We start from the raw sequence: 25859 nt of genomic DNA on the forward strand, positions 1-25859 counted from the left end.
GCGTGTTCCGCTCTTCTCCGGGAAGGGTGGGGAAACCTCGAAAAGGCGGAGTGCCGACCATCTGGCCTGCTGATTCTTCAAGACTCGGAGCGTGCGGCGATGGAATCGGCGGTCAGATCGGCGGCCGGATCGTCTCCGCTGAATGTGATGGACGTCACAGCGATATTCGGCGAACGGTATCGGTCCGCACGGAAATACGGCGAGGACCGGGTCCGGCTCCAACCGTCCCTATTCGAAATGGACGGGAGCCCGGCGGCCGATCGGCGTTACGCCGTTGGGGAGGCCGGCGCCGACCCGGCCGGAGCGGGGGTCTCCGGCCCGGATCGTGGCGGAGCGGGCGTCCGTCAGGCCGCCGGTTCCTCGATCGGCGGCGCGGTGAGCTTCACCGGAGCTCCCCACGAGGCGAACCGCACGTCGCTGACGCGCGTGACCTTCATGCTGAGCGGCGGCTCCGCCCACGAGGTGACCAGCCTGAGGGGGAGCCCGTCGCCGCCGAGCCACAGCCGCCAGGTCACCGTCATGGCCGCGACCCTGGCGCTGGGCCGCCCGTGCAGACCCGCCCGGTAGGACGGCGAGGCGTGGTAGAGCGCGCCGAAGGTGACCGTGCCCGTGTGCAGGGCCGCGCCGGGCTTCTTGGCCTTGCTGGTGGCCAGCAGGGTCTTCAGCGTGGCCGGCTCCAGGACGAGGACCGGGGTCTGGAAGGGCGACAGATCGCGGATCTTGCCGGGAGCCCTCATCCACTTCCTGCCGTCGGGGAGGCCTTCGCCGACCAGGCCGCCGCTGATGTACACGTTGCCGTCGATGGCGAGGTTGCGCACCGGCTTGGCGTTCTCCCCGGAGAGGGCCGACGCGGTCAGGATGTCGTATCCCGCCACACCCGAGACGTCGAACTGCGCGACACCGCGGCGCTTCTGCGCGGACAGGGGCTTTCCGTCGGAGTTCGTCCTGCTGATCTCGGCGATCTTCACGCCGCGGCCGGCGGCGAACTGCGCCGTCAGCGCGGCCACCGGATCGGTGGGCGCCGCCTGGGCGCTCGCGGCGGCGGTCCGGGCGTCCGCCATGGCGGTCTGGGCGTTCACGGGGGCGACGGCCGCGGTTGCGACCAGGACGCCGGACATCACGGTGATCCATCGCTTCACGGGGATCCCCCTCCCGAGGATAGAAGATCAAAAACTGTAGGGCATGTCATACCGGAACGTGAACTTATGCCAATAAAGGATGAAAACAGTCTTCCAAGAGAAGATTTCATGAAAATTGAGCCACCATGATCATCCCTGTGATGTGATCCGTACCGGCCTGGGATGTGACCGGGCGGCGCGGGCGGTTACGCTGCGGACAGCTCTCACGTTGCGAGTGGGGCGCAGACAAGGAGGTCTGGATGGATGCCGTGTCGAGGATCCGCGTCGTCATCGCCAAGCCCGGGCTCGACGGGCACGACCGTGGCGTGAAGATCGTGGCGCGGGCGCTGCGGGACGCCGGGATGGAGGTCGTCTACACCGGCCTGCACCAGACACCCGAGCAGATCGTCCGCACCGCCATCCAGGAGGACGCGGCGGCGATCGGGCTGTCCATCCTCTCCGGGGCGCACATGACGCTCTTCGCGAAGGTCATCGAGCTCCTGAAGGAGAACGACGCCGCCGACATCGTGGTGTTCGGCGGCGGGATCATCCCGGACGCCGACATGCCCGAGCTCCGGCAGATGGGCGTGGCCCAGATCTTCACGCCGGGCGCCACCACCCAGGAGATCGTCGAGTGGGTGCGCGGTGCCGTTCCCGCCCGCGTTTGACGACCCAGTGACCTGGTCATCCCCCTGTGGGGGCTAGGCTTCATTGGCGCAAAACCGCCGGGCTCCCTCTTCGATCATGGAGCCGGCCCGCCGATATCTGTACACCAGCCGGACAAGCAAGGACGGACCCTCGTGGACCTGTTCGAACATCAGGCGAAGGAGCTCTTCGCGGAGTACGGCATCCCGGTGCCGCGTGGCATTGTCGCGCACACCGTGGAGGAGGCACGCGCGGCAGCCGAGCAGCTGACCGGCCGTGTCGTCGTCAAGGCACAGGTCAAGACCGGTGGCCGGGGCAAGGCCGGCGGCGTGAAGGTCGCCGACGACGCCGCCGACGCCGAGCAGAAGGCCACCCAGATCCTTGGCATGGACATCAAGGGCCACACGGTCCACAAGGTTCTGATCGAGGAGGCCAGCGCGATCGCGGAGGAGTACTACTTCTCCTTCCTGCTCGACCGTGCGAACCGCACCTTCCTCGCCATCTGCTCCGCCGCGGGCGGCATGGACATCGAAGAGGTCGCACACAGCGCCCCGGAGAAGGTCGCCAAGATCCCGGTCTCCCCCCTGGACGGGGTCGACCGCGCCAAGGCCCGCGAGATCGCCCAGGCGGGCGGTCTGCCGGAGGTCGCGCTCGACGGCGCCGCCGAGCTCATCGAGAAGCTCTGGTGCGCCTTCGTCGACGAGGACGCCTCCCTGGTCGAGGTCAACCCGATGATCCTGTCCGCCGACGGCCAGGTCAAGGCCCTCGACGGCAAGGTCACCCTCGACGACAACGCGACCTTCCGCCAGGCCGACCACGCGGTCTTCGAGGACAAGGACGCGGAGGACCCTCTGGAGGCCGCGGCCAAGGAGAAGCACCTCAACTACGTCAAGCTCGACGGCAACGTGGGAATCATCGGCAACGGCGCGGGTCTGGTCATGTCGACCCTCGACGTGGTCGCCTACGCCGGCGAGGCGTTCCCGGGGCAGCCCAAGCCCGCCAACTTCCTCGACATCGGCGGCGGTGCCTCGGCAGAGGTCATGGCGGCCGGTCTGGAGATCATCATCTCCGACCCGTCCGTGAAGTCGATCTTCGTGAACGTCTTCGGCGGCATCACCGCCTGTGACGCGGTCGCCAACGGCATCGTCTCCGCCTTCCAGCTGCTGGAGAGTCGCGGCGAGGCCGTCAGCCGCCCGCTCGTCGTCCGGCTGGACGGCAACAACGCCGAACTCGGGCGGCGGATTCTCGCCGACGCCAAGCTTTCCGGCGTCGAACTGGTGGACACGATGGACGATGCGGCCAAGCGGGCCGCCGAACTCGCCGCGGTAGGTGCGTAATGGCTATCTGGCTCACCGAGAAAAGCAAGATCATTGTTCAGGGCATGACCGGTGGTGAGGGCACCAAGCACACCCGCCGCATGCTCGCCTCCGGCGCCCGCGTCGTCGGCGGCGTCAACGCCCGCAAGGCCGGCACCACCCACGAGGGCCTGCCCGTCTTCGGCACCGTCGTCGAGGCCGTCAAGGAGACCGGTGCCGACGTGTCGGTCGTCTTCGTGCCCCCGGCGTTCACCAAGGACGCCGTCAAGGAGGCCATCGACGCCGAGATCCCGCTCTGCGTGGTGATCACCGAGGGTGTCCCGATCCACGACACCACCGAGTTCTGGGCCTACGCGGTCGCCAAGGGCAACAAGACCCGCATCGTCGGGCCGAACTGCCCCGGCATCGCCTCGCCCGGTGCCTCCAACGCCGGCATCATCCCCGCCGACATCACCACCGCAGGCCGTATCGGCCTGGTGTCGAAGTCCGGGACGCTGACCTACCAGCTCATGTACGAGCTGCGGGACTTCGGCTTCTCCACCGCCGTCGGCATCGGCGGTGACCCCGTCATCGGCACCACGCACATCGACGCCCTCCAGGCGTTCCAGGACGACCCGGCCACCGACGCGATCGTGATGATCGGTGAGATCGGCGGCGACGCCGAGGAGCGCGCCGCCGCCTACATCGAGCAGCACGTGACCAAGCCGGTCGTCGCCTACGTCGCGGGCTTCACCGCCCCCGAGGGCAAGACCATGGGTCACGCGGGCGCGATCGTGTCCGGCTCGGCCGGCACCGCCCAGGCGAAGAAGGAGGCTCTGGAGAAGGTCGGCGTCCGCGTCGGCAAGACCCCGAGCGAGACCGCCCGCCTGATGCGCGAGGTCATGCAGGCCCGCTAGTTCCGCGGGGGAAGGCGCCCGGTGTCCTGCCGGGCGCCTTCCCCGTTCTCCGGCAGCCTCTCGTACGGCATGCGACACGCGGGGCGATGGAGTCCCGTCCACGCGGAAGATCCTGAGACCATCGACTATTGTGACGGCCCTTCTCGATCAGCTCCGGACGGTTCCCCGTAACGTCCTCAGCCGTATCCCCCTGCCCGGCGTCACGGGTGACGACGACGTCCGGCGGCCGCTCCCCGTCTCCGGGATGCTCGCCGCCGCCTGGACGCTCGGCGTGGGTCTGGCGGTGCTCACCACCCTCACCCTGGTCGGCTGGATCGCCTCCCCCAAGGGGTCGCTCGGCCCGGGACTGCCCGGGGTCTTCCGCACCGCGGCACAGCTCTGGCTGGCGGCCCATCACGCGGGGTTCGCGATCCCGGGTGGCTCGGTCGGGCTGCTCCCGCTCGGGCTGACCGTGCTTCCGGCCTTGCTGCTGTACCGCGCCGGGATCTGGATGGCCAGGGACGCGGACCTGCGGCTGCGCCTCCCCGCCCGGCTGCCCAAGAACAGCCCCAAGGACGAGGCCAACGCCCGGCGCCGGGCCCAGCTCGTGCTGGTCGCCCAGGCGGGCGTCTCGCTGGCCGCGCCGTACGCGCTGCTGGCCGGGGGCATCGCGCTGGTCACCAGGAACGAGATCACCCAGCCGTTCCTCGGCGACGTCCTGATCAGCCACCTGGTGCTGGCCTTCCTGGCGGGCTCGCTGGCCACCGCCCGCACGATCGGGCCGTGGCGGTCGATGCTGCGCCTGCTGCCCGAACGGCTGCGCTCCGTCGTGGTCGCCTCGGCGGCCGCGCTGGGCATCATGCTCGTGGCGGGCGCCCTCCTCGTGCTCGGCGCCGTCGTGATGAACTTCGGGCAGGTCCAGGAGCTCTCCGGCGTCCTGTCGCCGGGTTTCGTCGGCGGCCTGCTGCTCCTGCTCATCCAGGGGCTCTACCTGCTCAACGCGGTCATCTGGGGGGTGGCCTACATCGCCGGTCCGGGCTTCGCGGTCGGCGCCGGCACTCTGGTCGCGCCGACGGGCGTCCAGCTCGGGACCGTGCCGAGCCTGCCGATCCTGGGGGCACTGCCGGAGACGGGCCCCACCCCGGCATGGGTGATGGTGGTGATCGCGCTGCCGTTCGCGGCAGGGGCGGTGGCGGGCGTCCTGGGCGTCAGGATCGCGCCGTCGCCCTCCTACGAGGGGGCGCCGCTGTGGGGGTTCGTCTGCGGGCTGGTGACCGGTGCGGCGGCCGGAGTGCTGACCGCGCTGTCCGGTGGCTCGCTGGGGGGGACGAAGCTCTCCGCGGTCGGCCCGGCGGCCTGGGAGGTCATGCTCTCGGTGTCGCTGGAGGTGGGTGTCGCCGCGGGCATCTCGGCGGGACTGGCCAACTGGTGGCTGATCTTCCGGGGGCACAACACGGTCGTGGCCAAGGCCGCCGCCAGGGTCGGCACGGCCACCGAGCCGGTCCGCAGGGCAGGGGCCAGGATCGCCAAGGCGGCGGGGACGGTGGCCGGCAAGGTCGGATTCGCCGAGCCCGACGGGCCCCGCACGCTCCCGGGCCACTGGATGGACGCCACGGAGTGCGAGACCCAGCCGATCCCGGTCATCAGGGACGACTGGGAGGACGAGCACGCCTCGGCGGCGGCGGAGAACCCGCCCGCGGCCCGCCACGACGGACCGCCGCGCCCGCCCCGGCGCGACATCGTCGACGAGTCCGACGACAAGGGCGGCCACGTGATCTACGTGGATCCCTACGCCTGGGACCGCGACTAGCGGACCCAGGCGGCCGGCGGACTCAGGGAGCGAACGGGAACTGCAGCTCACCGGGCCGGATGAAGGGCATCTTCTTCTCCATCGCCCGTTCGAGATGCTCCGTGCACTCGTTCTGGGCGGTGACGGTGCCCGCCCCCTTGCCGCACTCGGCGTAGGCGTTCAGCTCGTCACTGAAGTAGAACTGCGTGGCGGTCACCCCCAGGGAGATCAGCAGCACCAGCGACGACATGACGATGCCGACGACCGCCGGGGCCGTCGACCTGACCGCCGACCGCAGGGCCCGGACCGCGCGGATCGAGGCGACGAGGGCGACGAGCGACATCATGATCCCCGCAAGGGGGAGCATGAGCGTCAGCGCCATCGAGGCGAACGCGAGCCACAATGCCCGCCGTCCCGCACCCTCCGTCGGCCGTGCCTGGACGGGAGTCGTCACCTGACCTCCTTGCATCGCGTGAGTGGACAGGCAGATACCCTTGCAGCGGCGTGAGTCCCCGTCCGAATGGAGTGCGTCGGTGTCATCCCAGGCCGCTCGGCTTGTGGTCCTCGTGTCCGGTTCTGGAACCAACCTACAGGCCCTTTTGGACGCTGTGGCAGATGAGTCTTACGGTGCCCGCATCGTGGCTGTGGGCGCCGACCGCGACGGCATCGAGGGGCTGGCCCGCGCGGAAGGCGCCGGCGTCCCCACCTTCGTCGAGAGGCTGGCCGACCATCCGGAACGGGCCGCCTGGGACCGGGCCGTCGCCGCGCGGATCGCCGAACACCGTCCGGACCTGGTCGTCTGCGCGGGATTCATGAAGATCCTCGGTGAGCCGACGCTGGCCACCTTCCCCGTCCTCAACACCCATCCCGCGCTGTTGCCCTCCTTCCCGGGCGCGCACGGGGTCCGTGACGCGCTCGCGCACGGCGTGCGGATCACCGGCTGCACCGTGATGCTCGCCGACGCGGGAGTCGACACCGGCCCGATCATCGCCCAGGAGGCCGTGCCCGTGCTGGACGGCGACGACGAGGCGGCCCTGCACGAGCGCATCAAGACCGTCGAGCGGAGCCTGCTCGTCGAGACCGTCGGCAGGATGGCCCGTGAGGGCTGGACCGTGACCGGCAGGACCTTTCGTTTCGGACGACCCGGCAGATGAGCCGGGCGTCCCGGATGACACCGGAACCAAATAGAAGGAGCACGAAGTGACCCGCATCGCCATCCGGCGCGCGTTGATCGCGGTGTATGACAAGAGCGGGCTGGAGGAGCTGGCCCGCGGGCTCGACGCCGCGGGCGTGGAGATCGTCTCCACCGGCGGCACCGCCGCGAAGATCGCTTCGTTCGGTGTCCCCGTCACTCCCGTCGAGGCGCTGACCGGGTTCCCCGAGTGTCTCGACGGCCGCGTCAAGACCCTGCACCCGCGCGTGCACGCCGGCCTGCTGGCCGACAGCGGCAATCCCACCCACGTCAAGCAGCTCGAAGAGCTGGAGATCGACCCCTTCGAGCTGGTGGTGGTCAACCTCTACCCGTTCCAGGAGACCGTGGCCTCGGGCGCCTCCGACCGCGACTGCGTGGAGCAGATCGACATCGGCGGCCCCGCGATGATCCGGGCCGCGGCCAAGAACCACGGCACGGCCGCGATCGTGGTCGACCCCGGCGCCTACGGGGACGTGCTCGCGGCGGTGGCCGAGGGCGGCTTCACCGTCGCCGAGCGGCGACGGCTCGCCGCGGCCGCGTACGCCCACACCGCCGCCTACGACACGGCGGTGGCCTCCTGGTTCGCGAGCGGCTACGCCGCCGAGGAAGGGGCCTGGCCGCACTACATGGGTGCCGCGTGGACGCTCAGGTCGCCGCTGCGCTACGGCGAGAACCCGCACCAGGGGGCGGCGCTCTACTCCGGCCAGCGGGACGGGCTGGCCAATGCCGAGCAGTTGCACGGCAAGGAGATGTCCTACAACAACTACCTCGACGCCGACGCCGCCTGGCGGGCCGCCTGGGACTTCGCCGAGCCCGCCGTGGCGATCATCAAGCACCAGAACCCGTGCGGCATCGCGGTCGGCGCCGACGTCGCCGAGGCGCACCGCAAGGCCAACGCCTGTGACCCGGTCTCCGCCTACGGCGGTGTGATCGCGGTCAACGGCGAGGTCACCGAGGCGATGGCCCGGCAGGTCGCCGAGGTGTTCACCGAGGTCGTGGTGGCTCCGGCCTTCAGCGCCGAGGCCCTGGCCGTGCTCACCCGGAAGAAGAACATCCGGCTGCTGGCCTGTCCGAAGGGGCCGGACAACCCGGCGGAGTTCCGCCGGATCGACGGCGGCCTGCTGGTGCAGACCACCGACCGGGTCAACGCCCCCGGCGACGACCCGTCCGCCTGGGAGCTCAAGGCCGGCCCCGCGGTCTCCGCCGAGGTCCTCGCCGACCTGGCCTTCGCCTGGAAGGCCTGCCGCTCGGTGAAGTCCAACGCGATCCTGCTCGCCGCGGACGGCGCGAGCGTCGGCGTCGGCATGGGCCAGGTCAACCGGGTCGACTCGGCGCAGCTCGCGGTCTCCCGTGCCGGTGACCGCGCCCGGGGCTCCGTGGCGGCCTCCGACGCGTTCTTCCCGTTCGCAGACGGTCCCACGGTGCTCATCGACGCGGGTGTGAAGGCCATCGTGGAGCCCGGCGGCTCCATCAGGGACGAGGAGGTGATCGCCGCGGCCGAAGCCGCCGGGGTCACCCTCTACTTCACCGGCGCCCGCCACTTCTTCCACTGATCTCCACGCTGGTGTACGGCTGCCGCACCGGTGTGGCAGCCGTACACCAGAGGTAGAAAAGTGGCGGACCGGACAGAATCTTCTGGTCGGAAAAGGTTTAAACCCCGGTTAACCTGAAGCATCCCCTCCGTCACCTCCGTGGAGATCCCTCATGCCTTTGATGGACGTCGCCCTGAACGCCTTTGTGATCATGAGCGGATTCTGGGAGAGTCCCTGGTTGCTCCTCATCTTCGCCGCCGGCGCCGCCTACCTCGGAGCCAAGGCCGTGGAGGTCATTCCCTTCACGCGCAGGATCATCGAGCGGAGGGAAGCGGAGCGCGGATGATCTCTTGGAAGGACTGAACCTGTGAGCGCCCAGACTCTGGACGGCAAGGCCACCGCGGCGAAGATCAAGGCAGACCTCGCGGCACGGGTCGCCGTGCTGAAAGGGCGGGGCATCACCCCCGGGCTCGGCACCGTCCTGGTCGGTGACGACCCGGGCAGCCAGATCTACGTGGCGGGCAAACACCGCGACTGCGCCGAGGTCGGCATCGCCTCCATCCGCAGGGATCTGCCGGCGACCGCCACCCAGGCCGAGGTCGAGGCGGTCATCGACGAGCTCAACGCGGCCGAGGAGTGCACCGGCTACATCGTCCAGCTCCCGCTGCCCCGCCACCTCGACACCATGGCGCTGATCGAGCGGATGGACCCGGCGAAGGACGCCGACGGCCTGCACCCGGTCAACCTGGGCCGTCTGGTCCACATGGTCGACGCGCCGCTGCCCTGCACCCCGCACGGCATCGTCCTGCTCCTGCAGGAGTACGGCGTGCCGATCAAGGGGGCCGAGGTCGTCGTGGTCGGCCGGGGCATCACCGTGGGCCGCTCACTCGGCCTGCTGCTGACCCGCCGCTCGGAGAACGCCACCGTCACCCTCTGCCACACCGGGACCGAGGACCTGGCGGCCCACACCCGTCGCGCCGACGTCATCGTCGCCGCGGCGGGCGTGCCTCACCTGATCACGGCCGACATGGTCAAGCCCGGAGCCGCCGTGCTCGACGTCGGGGTCTCCCGGGTCGAGGGCAAGATCGCCGGTGATGTCGCCCCCGGCGTCAAGGACGTCGCGGGGTTCCTCACCCCCAACCCCGGTGGCGTGGGCCCGATGACCAGGGCCCTGCTGCTGACCAACGTGGTCGAGGCCGCCGAGAAGGTCGCCTAGGCGTCAGGACGCCCGGCGGCCGGCGGTGGTCGCCGGCGCCGAGGGCTCCGGGGTGCCGGCCGCTCGCTGCGGCGGCACCACCGGGGTGGGCCTGACCAGACCCAGGGCGACGACCTCGTTGGCCAGCCGGGTGCGCCGGTTGGTCCCCTCTGGAATCCTGAACTTCTGGTAGAGGCGGAGCAGGTGCTGCTTGACAGCGGCCTCCGTCACCACCAGATCGTCGGCGATCTCCCGCGCGGTGGCGGGTGCGACGAACGCCTCGTCCGACAGTGCCGGGCGGCACAGCGACGTGAGCACGTCCACCTCCCGCCGGGTCAGCTCCGGAGCCGCCGCCCGCCGGAGCTCGACCTCGGGGGCGAAGTCCTCGCGCGGGACTCCGCCGATCCTGCCTCGCGCGGCGCCGAAGGAGACGACGTCGCCGTCGTCGAGCACCCTCCGGGCGATCGGCCTGCCGTTCACCCGTGTGCCGTTGCGGGACAGGCCCAGATCAACGACATACAGGTAGGGCCCGCGCCGGACGAATTCCGCGTGCAGCCGGGAAACACTTGGATCGGTGAGCCGGATGTCAACTCCCCGGCCACGCCCGATCGTCGTGATCTCGGGGCGCAACGGGACCACCTCGCCAGTGTCCTCGATGCGTATGAACGGCCCCTCCACGGCAGTTCCTCCCCAGGTAGCCCGCCGTAACTATTCCTACAGCTCCGGCTTACCCAAACGAGGTGATGGGGAATCGCCTTTGCCAGAAGGAGAATCATTCGTGAAATTGGTCTGGACCTCTCGGGGGGGTTTCCCCTGCTCACGGGTAGACTTCGGGCGAAGATAAGCGGAGGAAACACTCATGGCGGACAAGCCCACCAAAGGCCTCGCCGATGTCGTAGCCGCGTCCACAGCGCTCAGTGACATCGACGGTCAGGCCGGTCTCCTTTTCTATCGTGGCTACGACATCCACGATCTGGCCGGCCGCACCACTTTCGAAGAGACCGCCCATCTGCTGCAGCGCGGCAACCTTCCCACCGGGGAACAGTTGGCCGCCTACGGAGCGCAGCTCGCCGGAGGACGTGAGCTCGGCGCTCTCGCCGAGGCGGACATTCCGGAGATCGCGGGGAAGCAGGCGCCCATGGAGGCGCTGCGCACGCTGGTCTCGCTGGCCAGCGCCGACGACGCGGACAAGGACTCCAACAGCCCTGAGGCCAACCTGCGCAAGGCCGCCCGGCTGACCGCGCAGCAGCCGCTCCTCGTCGCCCGCTACCACGCCGCCAGGACGGGCGCCACGATCCCGGAGCCGGACCCGGAGCTGAGCATCGCGGCCAACTTCCTGCTCCAGATCACCGGCCGTACCCCCGACCGGCACGAGGTGGAGATCTTCGACACCTGCCTGGTGCTCCACGCCGACCACACGATGAACGCCTCGACGTTCGCCGCCCGCGTGTGCGCCGCGACCCTGTCGGACATGCACTCGGCCATCGTGGCGGCCATCGGCACGCTCAAGGGGCCGCTCCACGGCGGCGCCAACGAGCAGGTCATGCGCACCCTGGAGTCGCTCGACCCGTCCACCGTCGGGCAGGCCGTACGCGACAAACTCGCCGCCGGCGAGAAGATCATGGGCTTCGGGCACCGGGTCTACAAGACCGAGGACCCGCGAGCCACCCACCTGCGCAAAATGTCGCAGGACCTCGCGGACGCCTCCGGCGACGACACGTACTACCGGATGTCCAAGGAGATGGAGGAGGTCGTCTTCGAGACGAAGGGCCTCTATCCCAACGTGGACTTCTACGCCGCGACCGTCTATCACTACCTCGGCATCCCGACAGACCTGTTCACTCCGGTCTTCTCGGTCAGTCGCATGGCAGGATGGACCGCACATGTCATCGAGCAGCACGCCGACAACCGCCTGATCCGCCCGGACAGCGAGTACGTCGGTGAGCGCGACCAGAAGTGGAAGCCGCTCGCGGAGCGCGGGTGATGAGCCGATGAGTGCCCGAACGGACGGCGGTCACAGGTGGGAACGGTGAGCATGACTCGAGAGCGCTGGGGACCGTATCCGCTGGTTCTGGTGGGCGCGGTCCTCGCGGTGACCTTCGGTGTCCTGCTCGACCCCGAGTGGGGAGGATTCTCCCTCGGCGCGGTCATGGCGCTGGGCGCCGTGTTCCGGCTGGCCGGAGGCGGGCTGCTCGCCGTACGCGCCAAGGCGACCGACACCCTCACACTGGGCGCCTTCGGCGTCGCGCTGATGGCCGGATCGCTGGTGCTGGAGTATCCGGAGCTCATGCCGCTGTAAGCCGGATGACCGGGTGGGCCGTGAAGCGCTCATACCGGTCCGATAACCTCAACGGCCAGTGAGCCTCAAAAGGACTGTCTGGCCAGTGTTAGTTCAGAAGGGGAACCACACGCATGCCCAAGATCAAGGTAGCGGGTCCGGTCGTCGAGCTTGACGGCGACGAGATGACCCGGATCATCTGGCAGTTCATCAAGGACCAGCTGATCCTTCCCTACCTCGACGTCGACCTGAAGTACTACGACCTCGGGATCGAGTACCGCGACGCCACCGACGACCAGGTCACGATCGACGCCGCCAACGCGATCAAGCAGTACGGCGTCGGCGTCAAGTGCGCCACGATCACCCCGGACGAGGCGCGGGTCGAGGAGTTCGGCCTGAAGAAGATGTGGAAGTCCCCGAACGGGACGATCCGTAACATCCTCGGCGGTGTCATCTTCCGCGAGCCGATCATCATGTCCAACGTGCCGAGGCTCGTCCCCGGCTGGACCAAGCCGATCGTCGTCGGCCGTCACGCGTTCGGCGACCAGTACCGCGCCACCGACCTGAGGATTCCGGGCGAGGGCAAGCTGACCCTCACCTACACGCCGAAGGACGGCTCGGAGCCGATCGAGCTCGACGTCTACGACTTCCCGAGCAGCGGCGTCGCGATGGCGATGTACAACCTGGACGACTCGATCCGTGACTTCGCCCGCGCCTCCATGCGCTACGGCCTGTCCCGGGGGTACCCCGTCTACCTCTCCACGAAGAACACGATCCTGAAGGCCTACGACGGCCGCTTCAAGGACATCTTCGCCGAGGTCTTCGAGGACGAGTTCAAGGCCGACTTCCAGGCCGCCGGGATCACCTACGAGCACCGTCTGATCGACGACATGGTCGCCGCGGCGATGAAGTGGGAGGGTGGCTACGTCTGGGCCGCCAAGAACTACGACGGCGACGTCCAGTCCGACACCGTCGCGCAGGGCTTCGGCTCGCTCGGCCTGATGACCTCGGTCCTGATGACCCCCGACGGCCGGACCGTCGAGGCCGAGGCCGCCCACGGCACCGTGACCCGTCACTACCGTGAGTACCAGAAGGGCAACCCCACCTCCACCAACCCGATCGCCTCGATCTTCGCGTGGACCCGTGGCCTCCAGCACCGCGGCAAGCTCGACAACACCCCCGCGGTGACCGACTTCGCCCAGAAGCTTGAGCAGGTCTGCATCGAGACCGTCGAGGGCGGTCAGATGACCAAGGACCTCGCCATGCTCGTCGGCGGCGACGCCCAGTGGCTGACCACCCAGGACTTCCTGGCCGCCCTGGACGAGAACCTGAAGAAGAAGATGGCCTAGTCACCTCCGCCGTCTCCGCGTGAAGGGCCGCCCACCGGGCGGCCCTTTCCGTTCCGCGGCCCGTCCCGCCCCGGGAGCGTGCCGTCAGGACGCCGTCACGGCGCCGAGCACGATCAGGTTGTCGTCGGCGAGGCCGGTGACGCGATGCGTCTGGCCGGTTACGGTGTCCACCCGGAAGAACGTGGTGGGGTGATCGCCCGCCCCGCCGGTCATCTTCACGACGACCTCGCGGGCGTTCAGCCAGCCGACGACCTCCGCCTTGGTGGCACCCTTCATGGAGGGGAGGGGCAGGCGCCTGGACACCTGCCGTGACCGGGCGTCGACGATGTGAAGGCCGTCGGCCTCGGCGCCCTTGGCCCCGACCGCCGCCACATGCCTGCCGCTGGGGGAGTCCCGCCAGGCGCGGTAGGTCTCGCGCAGCCATCCGGCCGCCTTCTCCGCCGCCGTGGCGCGCCCGGCGGGCAGGGGCGTCATGGTCCCGGTGGCGAAATCGGTCCGGAACCGGCGCGTACCGAGCTGGACGGTGAAGTGGCGGCCGTTGGGGGAGACGCTCACCCGGGTGCCGCTCTCGGTGTCGGAGGGGACCAGCACGGGCGACAGATACCGCTTCATGCCGCTGTGCAGGTCGTGGGCGACGTATCTTCCCTCCGCCGCACTCAGATAGGCGATGCGGTGTCCGTCGGAGCTGACGGCCGGACTCAGCGGCCAGGAGCTCCGTCCGTCGCCGTGCGCCAGCCGCTCCGCCGCGTCGGGAACGCTCACCGTGGACGGGCAGGGGGCAGGGCCCTCACAGTCCGCGGAACCGCGCTCGGAGCCGCCTCCGGCCAGCGTCAGCGTCCAGCCGGCGCAGACGACCTTCCCCGCCTGCGTGGATCCGCCACCTGCCGGGGCGGCGTCGCCGGAACATCCCTCGGGGACCGCGTAGCGGATGGCGAGGGAGGTGCGCGGAGCCCGCCACGGCTGGATGCCGGGGGCCGGCTCCGGGCTGGAGAGCACCCGCGCGGCCTCCGGTGAGCTCGTCGGAGGGGACGGGTTCCGCTCGCCCAGTGCCGAGTTCCACACATGTCCCTGCGGGAGCAGGGCGAAGGCGGCGATGATCCCGATCGGGACGAGGGCCGCGATCGTGGTCAGGAAGGCTCCGCGGTTGCGGCGGCGCCGTAGCGTGCCCATGGCCCGCGCGGTGAGGTCGGGGACCGAGGCCTCGCCCGCCGCCGTGGCCATCCTCGTCTTCAGACGGTCCACGTTGCCCTTGGTGAGGGTGGCCACCGCCTCGGTGATCTCCGATTCCACGGTCTCCACGGGGATGCCGAGGACGGTCGCCATCTCGCCGTGGCTCCTGCCGTCGTGGAGGCAGGCGACGACGAGGAGGCGTGGCCGGGGCGGAATCCGTACCAGCGCGGTGGCTCCGGCGGCGGTCGGTTTGCGGAGGAAACGGCGGTAAAGAGCGATGTGGGCGTGCGTGGTGGAGTCTTCCCAGGGAGGCGGGGGCCAGCTGAGACCGACCGTGCGCAAGGACCACAGGGTCAGGCGGATGGCCTGCTCGTGGCTGCCGGTGAGGAGGAGGGCCGTGCCGACGAGGGAACGCTGATCGCGCTGGATGAATTCGCGATAACCGATATATCGGCGCATGAGGGATTTGCTCCGGCTTGCGTGAGGGACGGTCAACGGTAGCGATCTAAGCGGCTGGAGCGCCAGCTTGGGGCGAATGTCGGTAATTAAGGGGGATCGGTGTGTCCGTCGTATCCCCTGCCGACACGGCGGGTGACCGGGTGACACGGGCTACTTCGGGGTAACGCGGCGGGCGGGCGAGTCATGGCATCGTAAAGTTTGGCTGGGAATTTACTCGACCATAAGGACGATGATGCCGGAGATCGCGCCACTGGAAGCGGGGGAACCGCGCCAACTGGGGCCGTTCCGCGTCGTCGGCCGGATCGGTGAGGGCGGGCAGGGCATCGTCTACCTGGGCGTGGACGAGTCGGGGGAGCGGGCGGCGATCAAGTTGCTGCACGTAAAATTCTCCGGCGACGCGATCGCCAGATCCCGGTTCGCCCGGGAGGCGCGGGCCGCCCAGCGAGTCGCCTCGTTCTGTACGGCGGGCGTGGTGGGCGTCGACCTCGAAGGCGACACCCCCTACATCGCCAGCGAATACATCGAGGGCAGGTCGCTGCAGGAGGCCGTGCAGGCCGACGGACCGCTCCGGGGCACAGCCCTGCAACGGCTGGCGATCGGCACGGCCACCGCCCTCACCGCGATCCACCACGCCGCGATCGTGCACCGTGACTTCAAGCCGGACAACGTGCTCATCGCCGCGGACGGCCCCCGCGTGGTGGACTTCGGCATCGCCCGCATCATCGACTCCACCGGCACGATAACCAGCCGGGCCATCGGCACCCCGGCCTACATGGCGCCCGAGCAGATCTCCGGCGCCGACGTCGGACCGCACACCGACGTGTTCGCCTGGGGGGCGACGATCGCGTTCGCCGCGACCGGCGAGATCGCCTTCGCCGGAAACTCGATAGCGGTGGTGCTGAACCGCATCCTCAACCACGAGGTGGACGTCGACGCCATGCCGGAGCCGCTGCGCGGCGTGGTCCGCTCAGCCCTGTCCAAGTCGGCCGCCGCACGGCCCTCGGCCGACCAGATCCTGCTCCGGCTGCTCGGCCATCCCGAGTCCGTGGACGCCTCGCCCGCCGTCCTCAACGAGGGAGCGCAGGTCGCCGGCCCGGATCCGGACGAGGCCACCAGCCTCATACGCATGCCCGCACGACCGCCGGCCCGGCCCGGTCCGAGCGGTCATCCCCCTCCGTCCACGGGTTTCCGCATCCAGCCTCCCGGCCACGGCGAGCCCCCGACGCCTCCGGGGTACGGCGAGGGCGGTCCCCTCCCCGGCCACGGCGGGCGTCCGGCGGCCGTCCCGCCGCCGATCTGGCAGACCACGGTCCCGGACCGGATCTCGGATCCCGCTCCGCCCAGGCGCTCGCGCAGAGGGCGCTGGATCGCCGCCGCCGTGGCCGTCGCCCTGCTGGCCGCCGGCACGGCCGCCGTGGCCGTCACCGGCTGGCCGCCGCACTTCGGCGCCGCAGGCCTGCCCACCGAGCCCGCTCCGGCGACATACGCCTCGGTGGCGGACAAGGCGGCGAAGACCGGCAGGCTGACCATCGGCATGCGCGACTTCCTGCCGGGCATCGCGCTGAACAACGGCGGCAGATGGAGCGGCTTCGAGGTGGAGCTCGCCACCGAGATCGCCCACGCACTGGGGGTGCCCGCGAGCGGCATCACCTTCAGATCGACCAGCAAGGAGGAGCGCCCGAAGTTGCTGGCCACCGGCGACCTCGACCTGGTCGTCTCGACCTACTCGATCAACGAGGGCGACGACGTCACGTTCGCCGGGCCGTACTATCTCGCCCACGTCGACGTGCTCGTCAAGGACGGCTCCCCGATCCTGTCCGCCGCCGACCTGGAGGGCAGGCCGGTCTGCCAGCCCGCGGGGAGCGGCTCCGTCCGCGTCCTGCAGGGCCGGGTGAACCAGTTGAAGCTGGTCCCGGCCACCACCTATACCGACTGCATGAACAAGCTGCTGTCCGGCGAGGTCGACGCGGTCCCCGGCGACGACCTGGTGCTGGCCGGGTTCGGCAACCGGGAGAGCGTCGGCTACAAGGTGCTCGGCCTGAAACTGACCGACGAGCGCTACGCGGTGGCCATGAAGAAGGGCGACGGGCGCACCTGCAAGGCCGTGCAGGGCGCGATCGCCGACCTCTACCGGAGCGGCGTGATGAGGAAGCTGCTCGACCGGCACTTCTCCAAGGTCGACTTCGCCACCCGCGAGGATGATCCCCCGGCCATGGCTAGCTGCGGATAGAGCTCTCGATCTCGGCGGCGGTCTCCTCGGCCCACTCGCTCATCACCCGTGCCTGGCGGATGCCCAGGTCCAGCGCGTACTTCCCGAATCGCGCGCTCACGTCCGCCGGGTCTTGTGCGCCATGGTGTGCGGTCTTGCGCTCGCGGAGCGCCTCCAGCTTGGCGAGCCTGGCACCGTAGACCTCGGCCTCCGTGCGGAGCAGCGCCACGGCCTCGTGCGGTTCCAGGGTGGGCAGCAGGAACGCGCGCAGCGCCCCCTCGCTGCGGACCAGCCGGGACGGCGTCTTCCCGATCAGCCACTCGCGCAGCTCCCGCGCGCCCTCGCCGGTGATCGTGTAGGTCTTCCGGCCGCGGGGCCCCTCCTCCTCGACGGTGACCAGGCCGTCGGCGGCCATCTTGTTCAGCTCCGGATAGATCTGGCTGTGCTTGGCCTGCCAGGCGTGGTTGATCGAGCTCTCGAAGAGTTTCGTGAGGTCGTAACCGCTGGCGGGACCGGAGGAGGTCAGCAGGCCGAGGAGCGCCATCCGAAGGGACATGCCCTCATCATACTCACGGATTGACATGTAAGAAGTGACATGTAAACATCGACATGTGTCTACTGACGTATCGATCCCCCCCGTGGAGGCCCGGCCCAAGCACGGGCTGCTCCTGCTCGCCGTCCTCGGCGGGATGTTCCTCGCGATGCTCGACCAGACGATCGTGGGCACCGCGCTGCCCCGGATCGTCCAGGAGTTCGGCGGCTCCGGCCTCTACACCTGGGTCGTGACGGCCTACCTGCTGACCTCCACGATCACCGTCCCGCTGTACGGCAGGCTGTCGGACACCTACGGGCGCAAGCCGCTGCTGCTGACCGGCGTCGTGGTGTTCCTGCTCGGCTCGGTCCTGTGCGGCCTCGCCCAGGACATGGGCCAGCTCATCGCCTTCCGCGCGCTGCAGGGCCTGGGGGCGGGCGCGCTGCTGCCGCTCTCCCTGGCGCTGGTCGCCGACCTGTTCCCGCCGGGCAGGAGCGGCCGGGTCCAGGGGGCGCTGGGCGGGGTGATGGCGCTGAGCTACATCGCCGGGCCGTTCCTCGGCGGCGTCTTCACCGACCAGGCGAGCTGGCGCTGGGCCTTCATGGTCAACCTCCCCATCGGCCTGGTCCTCGTCGCGATCATCATGACGCGGCTGCCGCACGTGGCCGGTCAAGGGCGCGGCGTCCGCCCCGACCACCTCGGCATCGCCGTTTTCAGCGCGGCGATCGGCCTGCTGCTCCTCGGCCTGACCGAGAAGGGGCTGGACGGCCACACCTGGACCAGCGGGCCCGTGCTGTGGCCCGTCGTGGCATCCGCCCTGCTCCTGGCGCTGTTCGTCCTGATCGAGCGCGGGGCGGCGCACCCGATCATCCCCCTGGAGCTGTTCCGCAACCGGACCTACACGCTGGCCAACGTCGCCTCGTTCTTCTCCGCGTTCTGCCTCTACGCCGGGGTGGTGTTCCTGCCGCGTTACTTCCAGGAGGCCATGGGGCTCAGCGCCACCGACTCGGGGCTGCACATCTATCCGCTCATGCTCGGGATGGTGACCGGCAGCATGATCACCGGCGCCCTCATCTCCCGGACCCAGCGCTACCGGCCGTGGCTGATCGCCGGGCCGTTCCTCATCGCGCTCGGTGCCCTGCTCTGCGCCGGGCTCACCACCGAGACCTCCGGGCTCGCCCTCGCCGGTTGGATGGCACTGCTCGGCCTCGGCGTGGGCCCGATGCTGTCCGGCCTGACCGTGGCGGTCCAGTCCGCGGTCCCGCCGCGGTTCATCGGCACCGCCAGCGCCAACCTGACCTTCTTCCGGCAGATCGGCGGCTCGGTCGCGCTGGCTCTCGCCGGCACCCTCTACGCCTCCGTGGTCAGGGACGAGGCGCCCGCCCACGGGCTGAACGCGGCCCACGCCGCCGCCACCGCGACCGTCGTCCCCTGGCTCGCCGCCGGCGGGGCGGTCGTCGCGCTCGCCGCGCTGGTCGCACTGCCCGGAGGGCGGATCAAGGCACTCGCCGCAGGACCGGCGGCGCTGGACGGGTAACATCCGAGCGTCAGAATTCATCCTTCGAGTGGGGGAAGGTCATGGCCCAGACTCCCGTAAAGGTCACCGTCACCGGCGCCGCCGGTCAGATCGGCTACGCGCTGCTGTTCCGCATCGCGTCGGGCCAGTTGCTGGGCGCCGACGTCCCGGTCAAGCTGAGCCTGCTGGAGATCCCGCAGGCGGTCAAGGCAGCCGAGGGCACCGCGATGGAGCTCGACGACTGCGCGTTCCCGCTGCTGAGCGGCATCGAGATCACCGACGATGCCGACAAGGCTTTCGACGGCGCCAACGTCGCGCTGCTGGTCGGCGCAATGCCCCGCAAGGCGGGCATGGAGCGCGGCGACCTGCTCCAGGCCAACGGCGGCATCTTCGGCCCGCAGGGCAAGGCCATCAACGACAACGCGGCCGGCGACATCCGCGTCCTGGTCGTGGGCAACCCGGCGAACACCAACGCGCTGATCGCCCAGCAGCACGCCCCGGACGTCCCGGCGGAGCGTTTCACCGCGATGACCCGTCTGGACCACAACCGCGCGCTGTCGCAGCTCGCCGCCAAGCTCCAGGTCCCGGTCACCGAGGTCAAGAAGATGACCATCTGGGGCAACCACTCCGCCACGCAGTACCCCGACCTGTTCCACGCCGAGGTCGGCGGCAAGGTCGCCGCCGAGCAGGTGGACGAGACCTGGCTGCGCGACACCTTCATCCCGACCGTCGCCAAGCGCGGTGCCGCGATCATCGAGGCCAGGGGCGCGTCCTCGGCCGCCTCCGCGGCCAACGCCGCGATCGACCACGTCTTCGACTGGGTCAACGGCACCGAGTGGACCTCCGCCGCGATCCCCTCCGACGGTTCGTACGGCGTGCCCGAGGGGCTCATCTCCTCCTTCCCCGTCGCCTCGCGCAACGGCAAATGGGAGATCATCCAGGGGCTGGAGATCGACGCCTTCTCCCGCGAGCGCATCGACGCCTCGGTCCGCGAGCTCGAGGAGGAGCGCGCCGCCGTCCGCGAGCTCGGCCTCATCTGATCTCTTCGATCAGCCCGTGAAAAGGGGTCCCGGTCCGCCGGGGCCCCTTTCCGCGTCCCGGTGCCCCGGCCGCTCCGACTCCGGCCGGGGGCGCCCTGCTCCCCAGAAGATCCCTCTATGGCGGATCGGCGGCGTGTCGATCGTGTGGCGAAACGGCGCTCGGCGTTAAATGATCATTGAGGGTCGGGGGATCGGTGTTCATGGCGCATGGTGCGGCGCGGGTCGTCGCGGGAATCATCAGTCTTGCTCTCGTCGGAGCACCGGGGACGGTGCCGGCGGAGCCCGGGGACGACAGTCCGATGGGCGCGGACCTGTCGGTGCGGATGGACACCTTGCCGAAGGTCGCGCAGCCCGGGCAGCCGCTGCTCTACCGCGCCGAGGTGCGGAACACCGGACCCGAGGACGCCGTGCTGCCCCTGCTCACCATCCGGCTGCCCGAGGGAGTGGAGATCCTCCGCGTCAACGTCGCGGAATGTCGTCCGGGCAGCACGGCCAACGAGGTGGTCTGTCCCTCCGAGCATGACGTGGTGGCCGGTGGCATCGGGGGAGTGACGATCAGCGGTCTGGTCCGTCCGGGCGCGCGCGGCCCGCTGGAGGCGACCGCGACGCTCTCCTCGGAGATCGTGGACGAGAACGAGGCGAACAACTCCTCCCGGACACTGACCGATGTGGACCAGGGCGCGGACCTGGCGGTCCGGCTGTCGCGCAGGGCGCGCGCAGGCCGGCTGATCACGATGGGTGCGGTGGTCCGCAACCGGGGGCCGCAGGCCGTCCGCGACGCCGCGCTGTTCTTCCACACCCGCAGGGCGCGCTTCCTGTCGGCGATGGGGGCGCGGTGTCGTTCGTATCCCGGCCTCGTCGGCTGCAGGCTGCACGCGATCCGCTCCGGCAACCGGGTCCGCCTGCGGCTCGCCTTCCGCGCCCACCGGCGCGCGCTGCGGGCCAAGGCGACGGTCTACTCCATTCATGTGGGAGACCGCCACCCCGCGAACAACATGGCCCGCCTGACCTCCATACGGCCGAAGTCAGATGAATCCGGGGGTCTTCGCCCAAAGGTTCCGATCAACCTGCGTTAGGCAGGACCGTCCAGGCGTCGGAGACGATGTCCCGGACGGACGGGTGCTCCGGCTTCCATCCGAGCTCTCGCTGGATCTTCTCGGAAGAGGCGACCAGCACCGCCGGGTCTCCGGCGCGGCGCTCGCACACCACCTCGGGGATCTCGTGCCCGGTCACCTCACGGCAGACCGACAGGACCTCCCGTACCGAGAAGCCCGTGCCGCTGCCCAGGTTGTAGATCTTGTGCTCCCCCGCCGAGCAGGCCTCCAGCGCCAGCAGGTGAGCCCTGGCCAGATCGGCCACATGGATGTAGTCGCGGACGCATGTCCCGTCCGGAGTGGGGTAGTCCGTGCCGAACACGCTGACCGACTCGCGCCCGCCGAGTGCGACGGCGAGGACGTTAGGGATCAGGTGGGTCTCCACGGTGTGGCGTTCGCGGTAGACCCGTCCGTCTCCGCCGGTGTGGGAACCGCCGACGTTGAAGTAGCGCAGGCTGACCGCGGCCAGGCCGTACAGCCCGGCGAACGTGGTCAGCGCGGTGTCGACCGCCAGCTTGGACGCGCCGTAGGGGTTGGTCGGGCGGGTGGGGTCGCCCTCCTGGACCGGGGAGCGCTCCGGCTCGCCGTACGTGGCGGCGGTGGAGGAGAACACGATCCGGCCGACCCCGGCGGTGCGCATGGCGTCGAGCAGGGCGAGGGTGCCGCCGAGGTTGTGCGTCCAGTAGAGAGCCGGCCTCTCCACCGATTCGCCGACCAGGGACTTCGCCGCGAAGTGAAGCACGCCGTCCATTCCCGGCAGCACGTCCGCGGCCTCGGTGATCGACCCCTCGACGAAGCGCGCGCCCGCCGGCACCGCGTCCGCGTGGCCGGTGGAGAGGTCGTCCAGCACGGTGACCTGATGACCCGCCTCGACGAGCTGCGCCGCGACGACGCTACCGATGTATCCAGCGCCTCCGGTGACCAGCAGCTTCACGGAGCCTCCTGTTTGATGTTGTTGGAATCTGTTTATTTTTGTAAGGCTACTGCCAGCATATGCTGGCACATCGAATATCGGCCACTGTCGGAACGGGCGACGGCCATGACGGAGACAGTCTCGTGAACAGCGTCCTGGCGAACGCCGCCCTGGTCATGCTTTTCGTGGTGATCGGGGGGTTCTTCGCCGCCGCGGAAATGGCCATGGTCTCCCTCCGGGAGAGCCAGGTGCGCAGGCTCGACACCCGGGGCCGCAGAGGAGCACGGGCGGCCAAGCTCGCCCGCGACCCCAACCGCTTCCTGTCCGCGGTGCAGATCGGCGTCACCGTGGCGACCATGCTGTCGGCGGCGTTCGGCGCCGACACCCTGGCCCGGGACCTCCTCCCGATCGTGGGCGGGTGGGGCGTGCCACCGGCCGTCGCGGCCCCGCTCTCCCTCGTGCTGGTGACTCTGGCGATCTCCTATGCCTCTCTGGTGCTGGGTGAGCTCGCGCCCAAGCGGATCGCCAGGCAGCGCGCCGAGGGGATCTCGCTGCTGGTCGCGCCGTTCCTGGACCGGATGGCCGCGCTGTCACGGCCGATCATCTGGGCGCTCTCCAAATCCACCGACGGTGTGGTCAAGCTCCTCGGCGGCGACCCCGAGGCGGACCGGGAGGAGATCTCCACCGAGGAGCTCCGTGACATGGTGGTGGGTCACCATGAGCTCGCCCCGGACGAGCGGCACCTGATCGCGGAGGTCTTCGCGGCGGGTAAGCGGCAGCTCCGCGAGGTGATGCTGCCCCGCACGGAGGTGGAGTTCATGGCCGTCGACACCCCGCTGGCCGAGGCCGCCGTGCTGGCCGCGGCCATGCCGCACTCCCGTTTCCCCATCTACCGTGACTCCTACGACGACATCATCGGCTTCATCCACATCAGGGACCTGCTCGATCCGGTGCTGACCGGGTCCATCGAGCCGATCAGCGAGCTGGTGCCGATCCGCCCGGTCAAGCTGGTCCCCACGACCAAGCGGGTGCTGGCCACCCTGTCGGAGATGCGCGACGAGGGACACCACCTGGCGATCGTGGTGGACGAGTACGGTGGCACCGCCGGCATCGTCACCATGGAGGACCTGGTGGAGGAGCTCGTCGGCGACATCCGCGACGAGCACGACATCGAGGACAAGCAGGTGGTGCTGCCCGCCGGGGAGGTCGAGCTGGACGGGCTGGCCAACCTCGACGAGGTGGCGACCGAGACCGGGATCCGGCTGGCCGAGGGCCCCTACGAGACCCTGGGCGGGTTCGTCATGGCGGCTCTGGGGCATCTGCCGACGCTCGGGGAGCGGGTGGAGATCCCCGGGTTCGAGATGTCGGTCACCGACATGGACGGCCGCAGGGTCTCGCGGGTCCGCATCAAACACCGCGTCTCCCCGCCGGACACGTCGGCCTCCCCGGGGCCGGACGAGCCCGGCTCCGCCGGGCCGGACACGCCGGCGGCCCCCCCGCCGGAGACTCCCGGCTCCAGCGGGAAGGGAAAACCGGCCTCGGCCGAGCCGGGGGCGCCGACCACTCCCGACACCTGACACAATTACCTGCTATGGCCAGTCCTCGTGTCCTGTCCGGCATCCAGCCCACCGCCGACTCCTTCCACCTGGGCAACTACCTCGGTGCCGTGCGGCAGTACGTCGCCATGCAGGAGGGGTATGACGCGTTCTACTGCGTCGTCGACCTGCACGCGATCACGGTGGACTACCAGCCGGAGACGTTGCGCAGACGCTCCAGAATCGCCGCGGCCCAGCTCTTCGCCGCCGGACTCGACCCGGAGCGCTCCACGGTCTTCGTGCAGAGTCACGTGCGCGAGCACACCGAGCTGGCCTGGGTGCTGATCTGTCTCACCGGCATGGGCGAGGCCGGCCGGATGACCCAGTTCAAGGACAAGTCGGCGAAGTCCGGTGAGAGCTCGGCCAGCGTCGGCCTGTTCACCTACCCGATCCTGCAGGCCGCCGACATCCTGCTCTACCAGGCCGACAAGGTCCCGGTCGGAGCCGACCAGAAGCAGCACCTGGAGCTCACCCGCGACCTCGCGCAGCGCTTCAACCATCGCTTCGGCGAGACCTTCACGCTGCCCAAGCCGCACATCGTCGAGGGCGTCGAGAAGATCACCGATCTGCAGGACCCCACGGCCAAGATGTCCAAGTCGTCATCCTCGCCGGGCGGCATCCTGGACCTGCTGGAGCAGCCGGGGCCGCTCCGCAAGAAGGTCATGCGCGCGGTCACCGACACGGGCTCCGAGGTCCTCGCCGACGATGAGAACAAGCCCGGCATCACCAACCTGCTGCGCATCCAGTCCGCGCTGACCGGAACGCCGATCCCCGAGCTTGAGGCCCGCTACGCCGGACAGGGGTACGGCACCTTCAAGAAGGACGTGGCCGAGGCCGTCACGGAGACCTTCACGCCGATCCGGGAGCGCACCGAGAAGCTGCTGGCCGACGAGGCCGAGCTCGACAGGATGCTCGCCGCCGGCGCCACGCGGGCCCGTGCCGTGGCCGCCGAGACCATGGCCAAGGTCCGCGACCGGGTGGGCTTCCTGCCGGCCCCCTGATCCGCGGCAGGTGGGATCCGGAGATCGTCCGCGGGACATGGCCGTCTTTACGCACGACGGGGCCGTGACGGGGTAGGTGACCCGGGTGGCAGGCGTGCAGGAACGCATCGTGGCGGTCCGTGAGTGGGGCCGGTCGAAACTCGGCTCCGCCAGGGTCCGGTGGCCCTGGTTCGACCATCTGGTCAGGACCGTGCAGCGCTACCAGATCCAGTCCGGTGACCGGCTGGCCGGAGCGGTGACCTACTTCGCGTTCCTGTCGTTCTTCCCGATCATCGCGCTGGCGTTCGCGGTCTTCGGCTTCTTCCTGTCCGTCAATCATGACGCCGTCAAGACCCTGCAGAAGGCCATCAACCAGTATCTGCCCGGGCTGGCCGACCAGCTCCCGATCCAGCAGATCGCCGACTCGCGGGCCAGCGCCGGGATCATCGGCCTGGTCGGCCTGCTCTATGCCGGGCTCGGCGCGATCGACGCACTGCGGGACGCGCTCCGCGAGATGTCCATGACCGCCGAGGCGCCCCTCAACTTCTTCCTGGCCAAGCTCCGCAACCTGGCCGCCCTGGTCCTGATCGGCATCACGGCGGTCGCCTCGGTGCTGGTGGGAGGCTTCGCCACCCAGGCCAGCGGGACAGTGGCCTCCTGGCTGGGGCTGTCGCGGTCGGTGATCGGCAGCGGCTCGGTCTGGCTCGCCGGCCTGGCGGTCAGCGTGCTGGCCGACATCGCCCTCTTCATGATCATTCTGCGCTGGATGGGCCAGTCGAGGCAGCCGTTCCGGGTGATATTCCGCGGCGCGCTGCTGGGCGCCCTGGCCTACGGGCTCCTCAAGCAGCTCGCCGCGCTGATTCTCAGCAGTACGCTGAACAACCCCATCTACGGGGTGTTCGCGGTGATGGTCGGGTTACTGATCTGGATCAACCTGTCGGTCCGGGTCATCCTCTACTCGGCGGCCTGGACGGAGACCGCGTCGCTCGGCCCCCCGCCCGCGCCCACCCCGATCCCCGGCGGCAACGCCCCCGTGTAGGCGCCCCGGCGGCCTCAGTGCAA

24 protein-coding genes are annotated in these 25859 nt (G+C 69.8%); 18 read left to right on the forward strand and 6 right to left on the reverse strand.

Translation table 11 applies throughout. From position 1 onward, the window contains the following. Nucleotides 1-344: 344 nt before the first annotated feature. Complete coding sequence (locus FHR32_RS19795; protein WP_184755648.1) at nucleotides 345-1139, reverse strand: hypothetical protein; 795 nt, start codon at nucleotides 1137-1139, stop codon at nucleotides 345-347. Between the two features lie 239 nt (nucleotides 1140-1378). Here FHR32_RS19795 and icmB point away from each other — a divergent pair, with 239 nt between their 5' ends. The 4 genes from icmB (at nucleotide 1379) to FHR32_RS19815 (ending at nucleotide 5764) form a co-directional block, all read left to right on the forward strand. Continuing rightward, a complete protein-coding gene (gene icmB / locus FHR32_RS19800; protein WP_184755649.1) occupies nucleotides 1379-1786 on the forward strand; it encodes a coenzyme B12-dependent isobutyryl CoA mutase small subunit in 408 nt (135 codons plus the stop codon). A gap of 132 nt (nucleotides 1787-1918) precedes the next feature. Continuing rightward, the gene (gene sucC / locus FHR32_RS19805) at nucleotides 1919-3100 is read left to right on the forward strand and encodes an ADP-forming succinate--CoA ligase subunit beta (protein ID WP_184755650.1); all 1182 of its coding nucleotides are present in this window, start codon (nucleotides 1919-1921) and stop codon (nucleotides 3098-3100) included. Then, nucleotides 3100-3975: a succinate--CoA ligase subunit alpha gene (gene sucD / locus FHR32_RS19810; RefSeq protein ID WP_184755651.1), complete on the forward strand. Its 876-nt coding sequence runs from the start codon at nucleotides 3100-3102 to the stop codon at nucleotides 3973-3975. Before sucC ends, sucD begins: the two co-directional genes overlap by 1 nt. 130 nt (nucleotides 3976-4105) lie before the next feature. Further along, nucleotides 4106-5764: a cell division protein PerM gene (locus FHR32_RS19815; protein ID WP_184755652.1), complete on the forward strand. Its 1659-nt coding sequence runs from the start codon at nucleotides 4106-4108 to the stop codon at nucleotides 5762-5764. 22 nt (nucleotides 5765-5786) lie between these two features. Here FHR32_RS19815 and FHR32_RS19820 read toward each other — a convergent pair whose 3' ends face one another. Next, on the reverse strand, nucleotides 5787-6197 hold the full coding sequence (locus FHR32_RS19820) for a hypothetical protein (RefSeq protein ID WP_184755653.1): 411 nt from the start codon (nucleotides 6195-6197) through the stop codon (nucleotides 5787-5789). A 79-nt stretch (nucleotides 6198-6276) separates the two neighbouring features. Between FHR32_RS19820 and purN the strand changes: the two genes are divergently transcribed. From purN to FHR32_RS19840, 4 genes are all read left to right on the forward strand, one after another. Continuing rightward, nucleotides 6277-6897 (forward strand): phosphoribosylglycinamide formyltransferase, encoded by a 621-nt coding sequence (purN, locus tag FHR32_RS19825; RefSeq protein WP_184755654.1) that lies wholly within the window; start codon nucleotides 6277-6279, stop codon nucleotides 6895-6897. Between the two features lie 46 nt (nucleotides 6898-6943). Next, entirely contained in the window at nucleotides 6944-8488 is a 1545-nt protein-coding gene (purH, locus tag FHR32_RS19830; RefSeq protein WP_184755655.1) for a bifunctional phosphoribosylaminoimidazolecarboxamide formyltransferase/IMP cyclohydrolase, read from the forward strand. A 151-nt stretch (nucleotides 8489-8639) separates the two neighbouring features. After that, nucleotides 8640-8813 carry a hypothetical protein gene (locus FHR32_RS19835; RefSeq protein WP_184755656.1) on the forward strand — a complete coding sequence of 58 codons (174 nt, stop codon included), beginning with the start codon at nucleotides 8640-8642 and terminating at the stop codon, nucleotides 8811-8813. A 21-nt stretch (nucleotides 8814-8834) separates the two neighbouring features. Next, nucleotides 8835-9683: a bifunctional methylenetetrahydrofolate dehydrogenase/methenyltetrahydrofolate cyclohydrolase gene (locus FHR32_RS19840; RefSeq protein ID WP_184755657.1), complete on the forward strand. Its 849-nt coding sequence runs from the start codon at nucleotides 8835-8837 to the stop codon at nucleotides 9681-9683. A 3-nt stretch (nucleotides 9684-9686) separates the two neighbouring features. Here FHR32_RS19840 and FHR32_RS19845 read toward each other — a convergent pair whose 3' ends face one another. After that, entirely contained in the window at nucleotides 9687-10340 is a 654-nt protein-coding gene (locus FHR32_RS19845; RefSeq protein WP_184755658.1) for an FHA domain-containing protein, read from the reverse strand. A 181-nt stretch (nucleotides 10341-10521) separates the two neighbouring features. Here FHR32_RS19845 and FHR32_RS19850 point away from each other — a divergent pair, with 181 nt between their 5' ends. The 3 genes from FHR32_RS19850 to FHR32_RS19860 all read left to right on the forward strand — a co-directional run bounded on the left by FHR32_RS19850 (nucleotide 10522) and on the right by FHR32_RS19860 (nucleotide 13289). Then, on the forward strand, nucleotides 10522-11646 hold the full coding sequence (locus tag FHR32_RS19850; protein WP_184755659.1) for a citrate/2-methylcitrate synthase: 1125 nt from the start codon (nucleotides 10522-10524) through the stop codon (nucleotides 11644-11646). Between the two features lie 51 nt (nucleotides 11647-11697). Next, entirely contained in the window at nucleotides 11698-11961 is a 264-nt protein-coding gene (locus FHR32_RS19855) for a DUF3017 domain-containing protein (protein ID WP_246467137.1), read from the forward strand. A 113-nt stretch (nucleotides 11962-12074) separates the two neighbouring features. Beyond that, entirely contained in the window at nucleotides 12075-13289 is a 1215-nt protein-coding gene (locus FHR32_RS19860) for an NADP-dependent isocitrate dehydrogenase (RefSeq protein ID WP_184755661.1), read from the forward strand. 84 nt (nucleotides 13290-13373) lie between these two features. On the opposite strand, the gene FHR32_RS19865 is transcribed toward FHR32_RS19860, so the two are convergent. Next, nucleotides 13374-14918, reverse strand: coding sequence for a hypothetical protein (locus FHR32_RS19865; RefSeq protein ID WP_184755662.1), 1545 nt, complete (start codon nucleotides 14916-14918; stop codon nucleotides 13374-13376). 229 nt (nucleotides 14919-15147) lie between these two features. Here FHR32_RS19865 and FHR32_RS19870 point away from each other — a divergent pair, with 229 nt between their 5' ends. After that, nucleotides 15148-17148: a bifunctional serine/threonine-protein kinase/glutamate ABC transporter substrate-binding protein gene (locus tag FHR32_RS19870; RefSeq protein ID WP_184755663.1), complete on the forward strand. Its 2001-nt coding sequence runs from the start codon at nucleotides 15148-15150 to the stop codon at nucleotides 17146-17148. Here FHR32_RS19870 and FHR32_RS19875 read toward each other — a convergent pair. Next, nucleotides 17135-17683 (reverse strand): PadR family transcriptional regulator, encoded by a 549-nt coding sequence (locus FHR32_RS19875; RefSeq protein ID WP_184755664.1) that lies wholly within the window; start codon nucleotides 17681-17683, stop codon nucleotides 17135-17137. The two genes, FHR32_RS19870 and FHR32_RS19875, sit on opposite strands and share 14 nt — an antisense overlap. A 55-nt stretch (nucleotides 17684-17738) precedes the next feature. Here FHR32_RS19875 and FHR32_RS19880 point away from each other — a divergent pair, with 55 nt between their 5' ends. The 3 genes from FHR32_RS19880 to FHR32_RS19890 all read left to right on the forward strand — a co-directional run bounded on the left by FHR32_RS19880 (nucleotide 17739) and on the right by FHR32_RS19890 (nucleotide 21291). Next, a complete protein-coding gene (locus FHR32_RS19880) occupies nucleotides 17739-19196 on the forward strand; it encodes an MDR family MFS transporter (RefSeq protein WP_184755665.1) in 1458 nt (485 codons plus the stop codon). A 41-nt stretch (nucleotides 19197-19237) separates the two neighbouring features. After that, nucleotides 19238-20215 carry a malate dehydrogenase gene (locus FHR32_RS19885; protein ID WP_184755666.1) on the forward strand — a complete coding sequence of 326 codons (978 nt, stop codon included), beginning with the start codon at nucleotides 19238-19240 and terminating at the stop codon, nucleotides 20213-20215. A 200-nt stretch (nucleotides 20216-20415) separates the two neighbouring features. After that, entirely contained in the window at nucleotides 20416-21291 is an 876-nt protein-coding gene (locus tag FHR32_RS19890; RefSeq protein ID WP_184755667.1) for a DUF11 domain-containing protein, read from the forward strand. Here FHR32_RS19890 and galE read toward each other — a convergent pair. After that, complete coding sequence (gene galE, locus FHR32_RS19895) at nucleotides 21278-22243, reverse strand: UDP-glucose 4-epimerase GalE (protein WP_184755668.1); 966 nt, start codon at nucleotides 22241-22243, stop codon at nucleotides 21278-21280. The genes FHR32_RS19890 and galE overlap by 14 nt on opposite strands. Before the next feature lie 122 nt (nucleotides 22244-22365). Between galE and FHR32_RS19900 the strand changes: the two genes are divergently transcribed. From FHR32_RS19900 to FHR32_RS19910, 3 genes are all read left to right on the forward strand, one after another. Continuing rightward, nucleotides 22366-23799, forward strand: a complete 1434-nt coding sequence (locus tag FHR32_RS19900) for a hemolysin family protein (protein WP_312882486.1) — start codon at nucleotides 22366-22368, stop codon at nucleotides 23797-23799. Between the two features lie 14 nt (nucleotides 23800-23813). Then, nucleotides 23814-24818 (forward strand): tryptophan--tRNA ligase, encoded by a 1005-nt coding sequence (gene trpS / locus FHR32_RS19905; protein WP_184755669.1) that lies wholly within the window; start codon nucleotides 23814-23816, stop codon nucleotides 24816-24818. Between the two features lie 85 nt (nucleotides 24819-24903). Further along, complete coding sequence (locus FHR32_RS19910) at nucleotides 24904-25836, forward strand: YihY/virulence factor BrkB family protein (RefSeq protein WP_184755670.1); 933 nt, start codon at nucleotides 24904-24906, stop codon at nucleotides 25834-25836. Nucleotides 25837-25859: the final 23 nt, after the last annotated feature.

Source organism: Streptosporangium album (assembly GCF_014203795.1).
In the GTDB taxonomy this organism is placed as follows: domain Bacteria; phylum Actinomycetota; class Actinomycetes; order Streptosporangiales; family Streptosporangiaceae; genus Streptosporangium; species Streptosporangium album.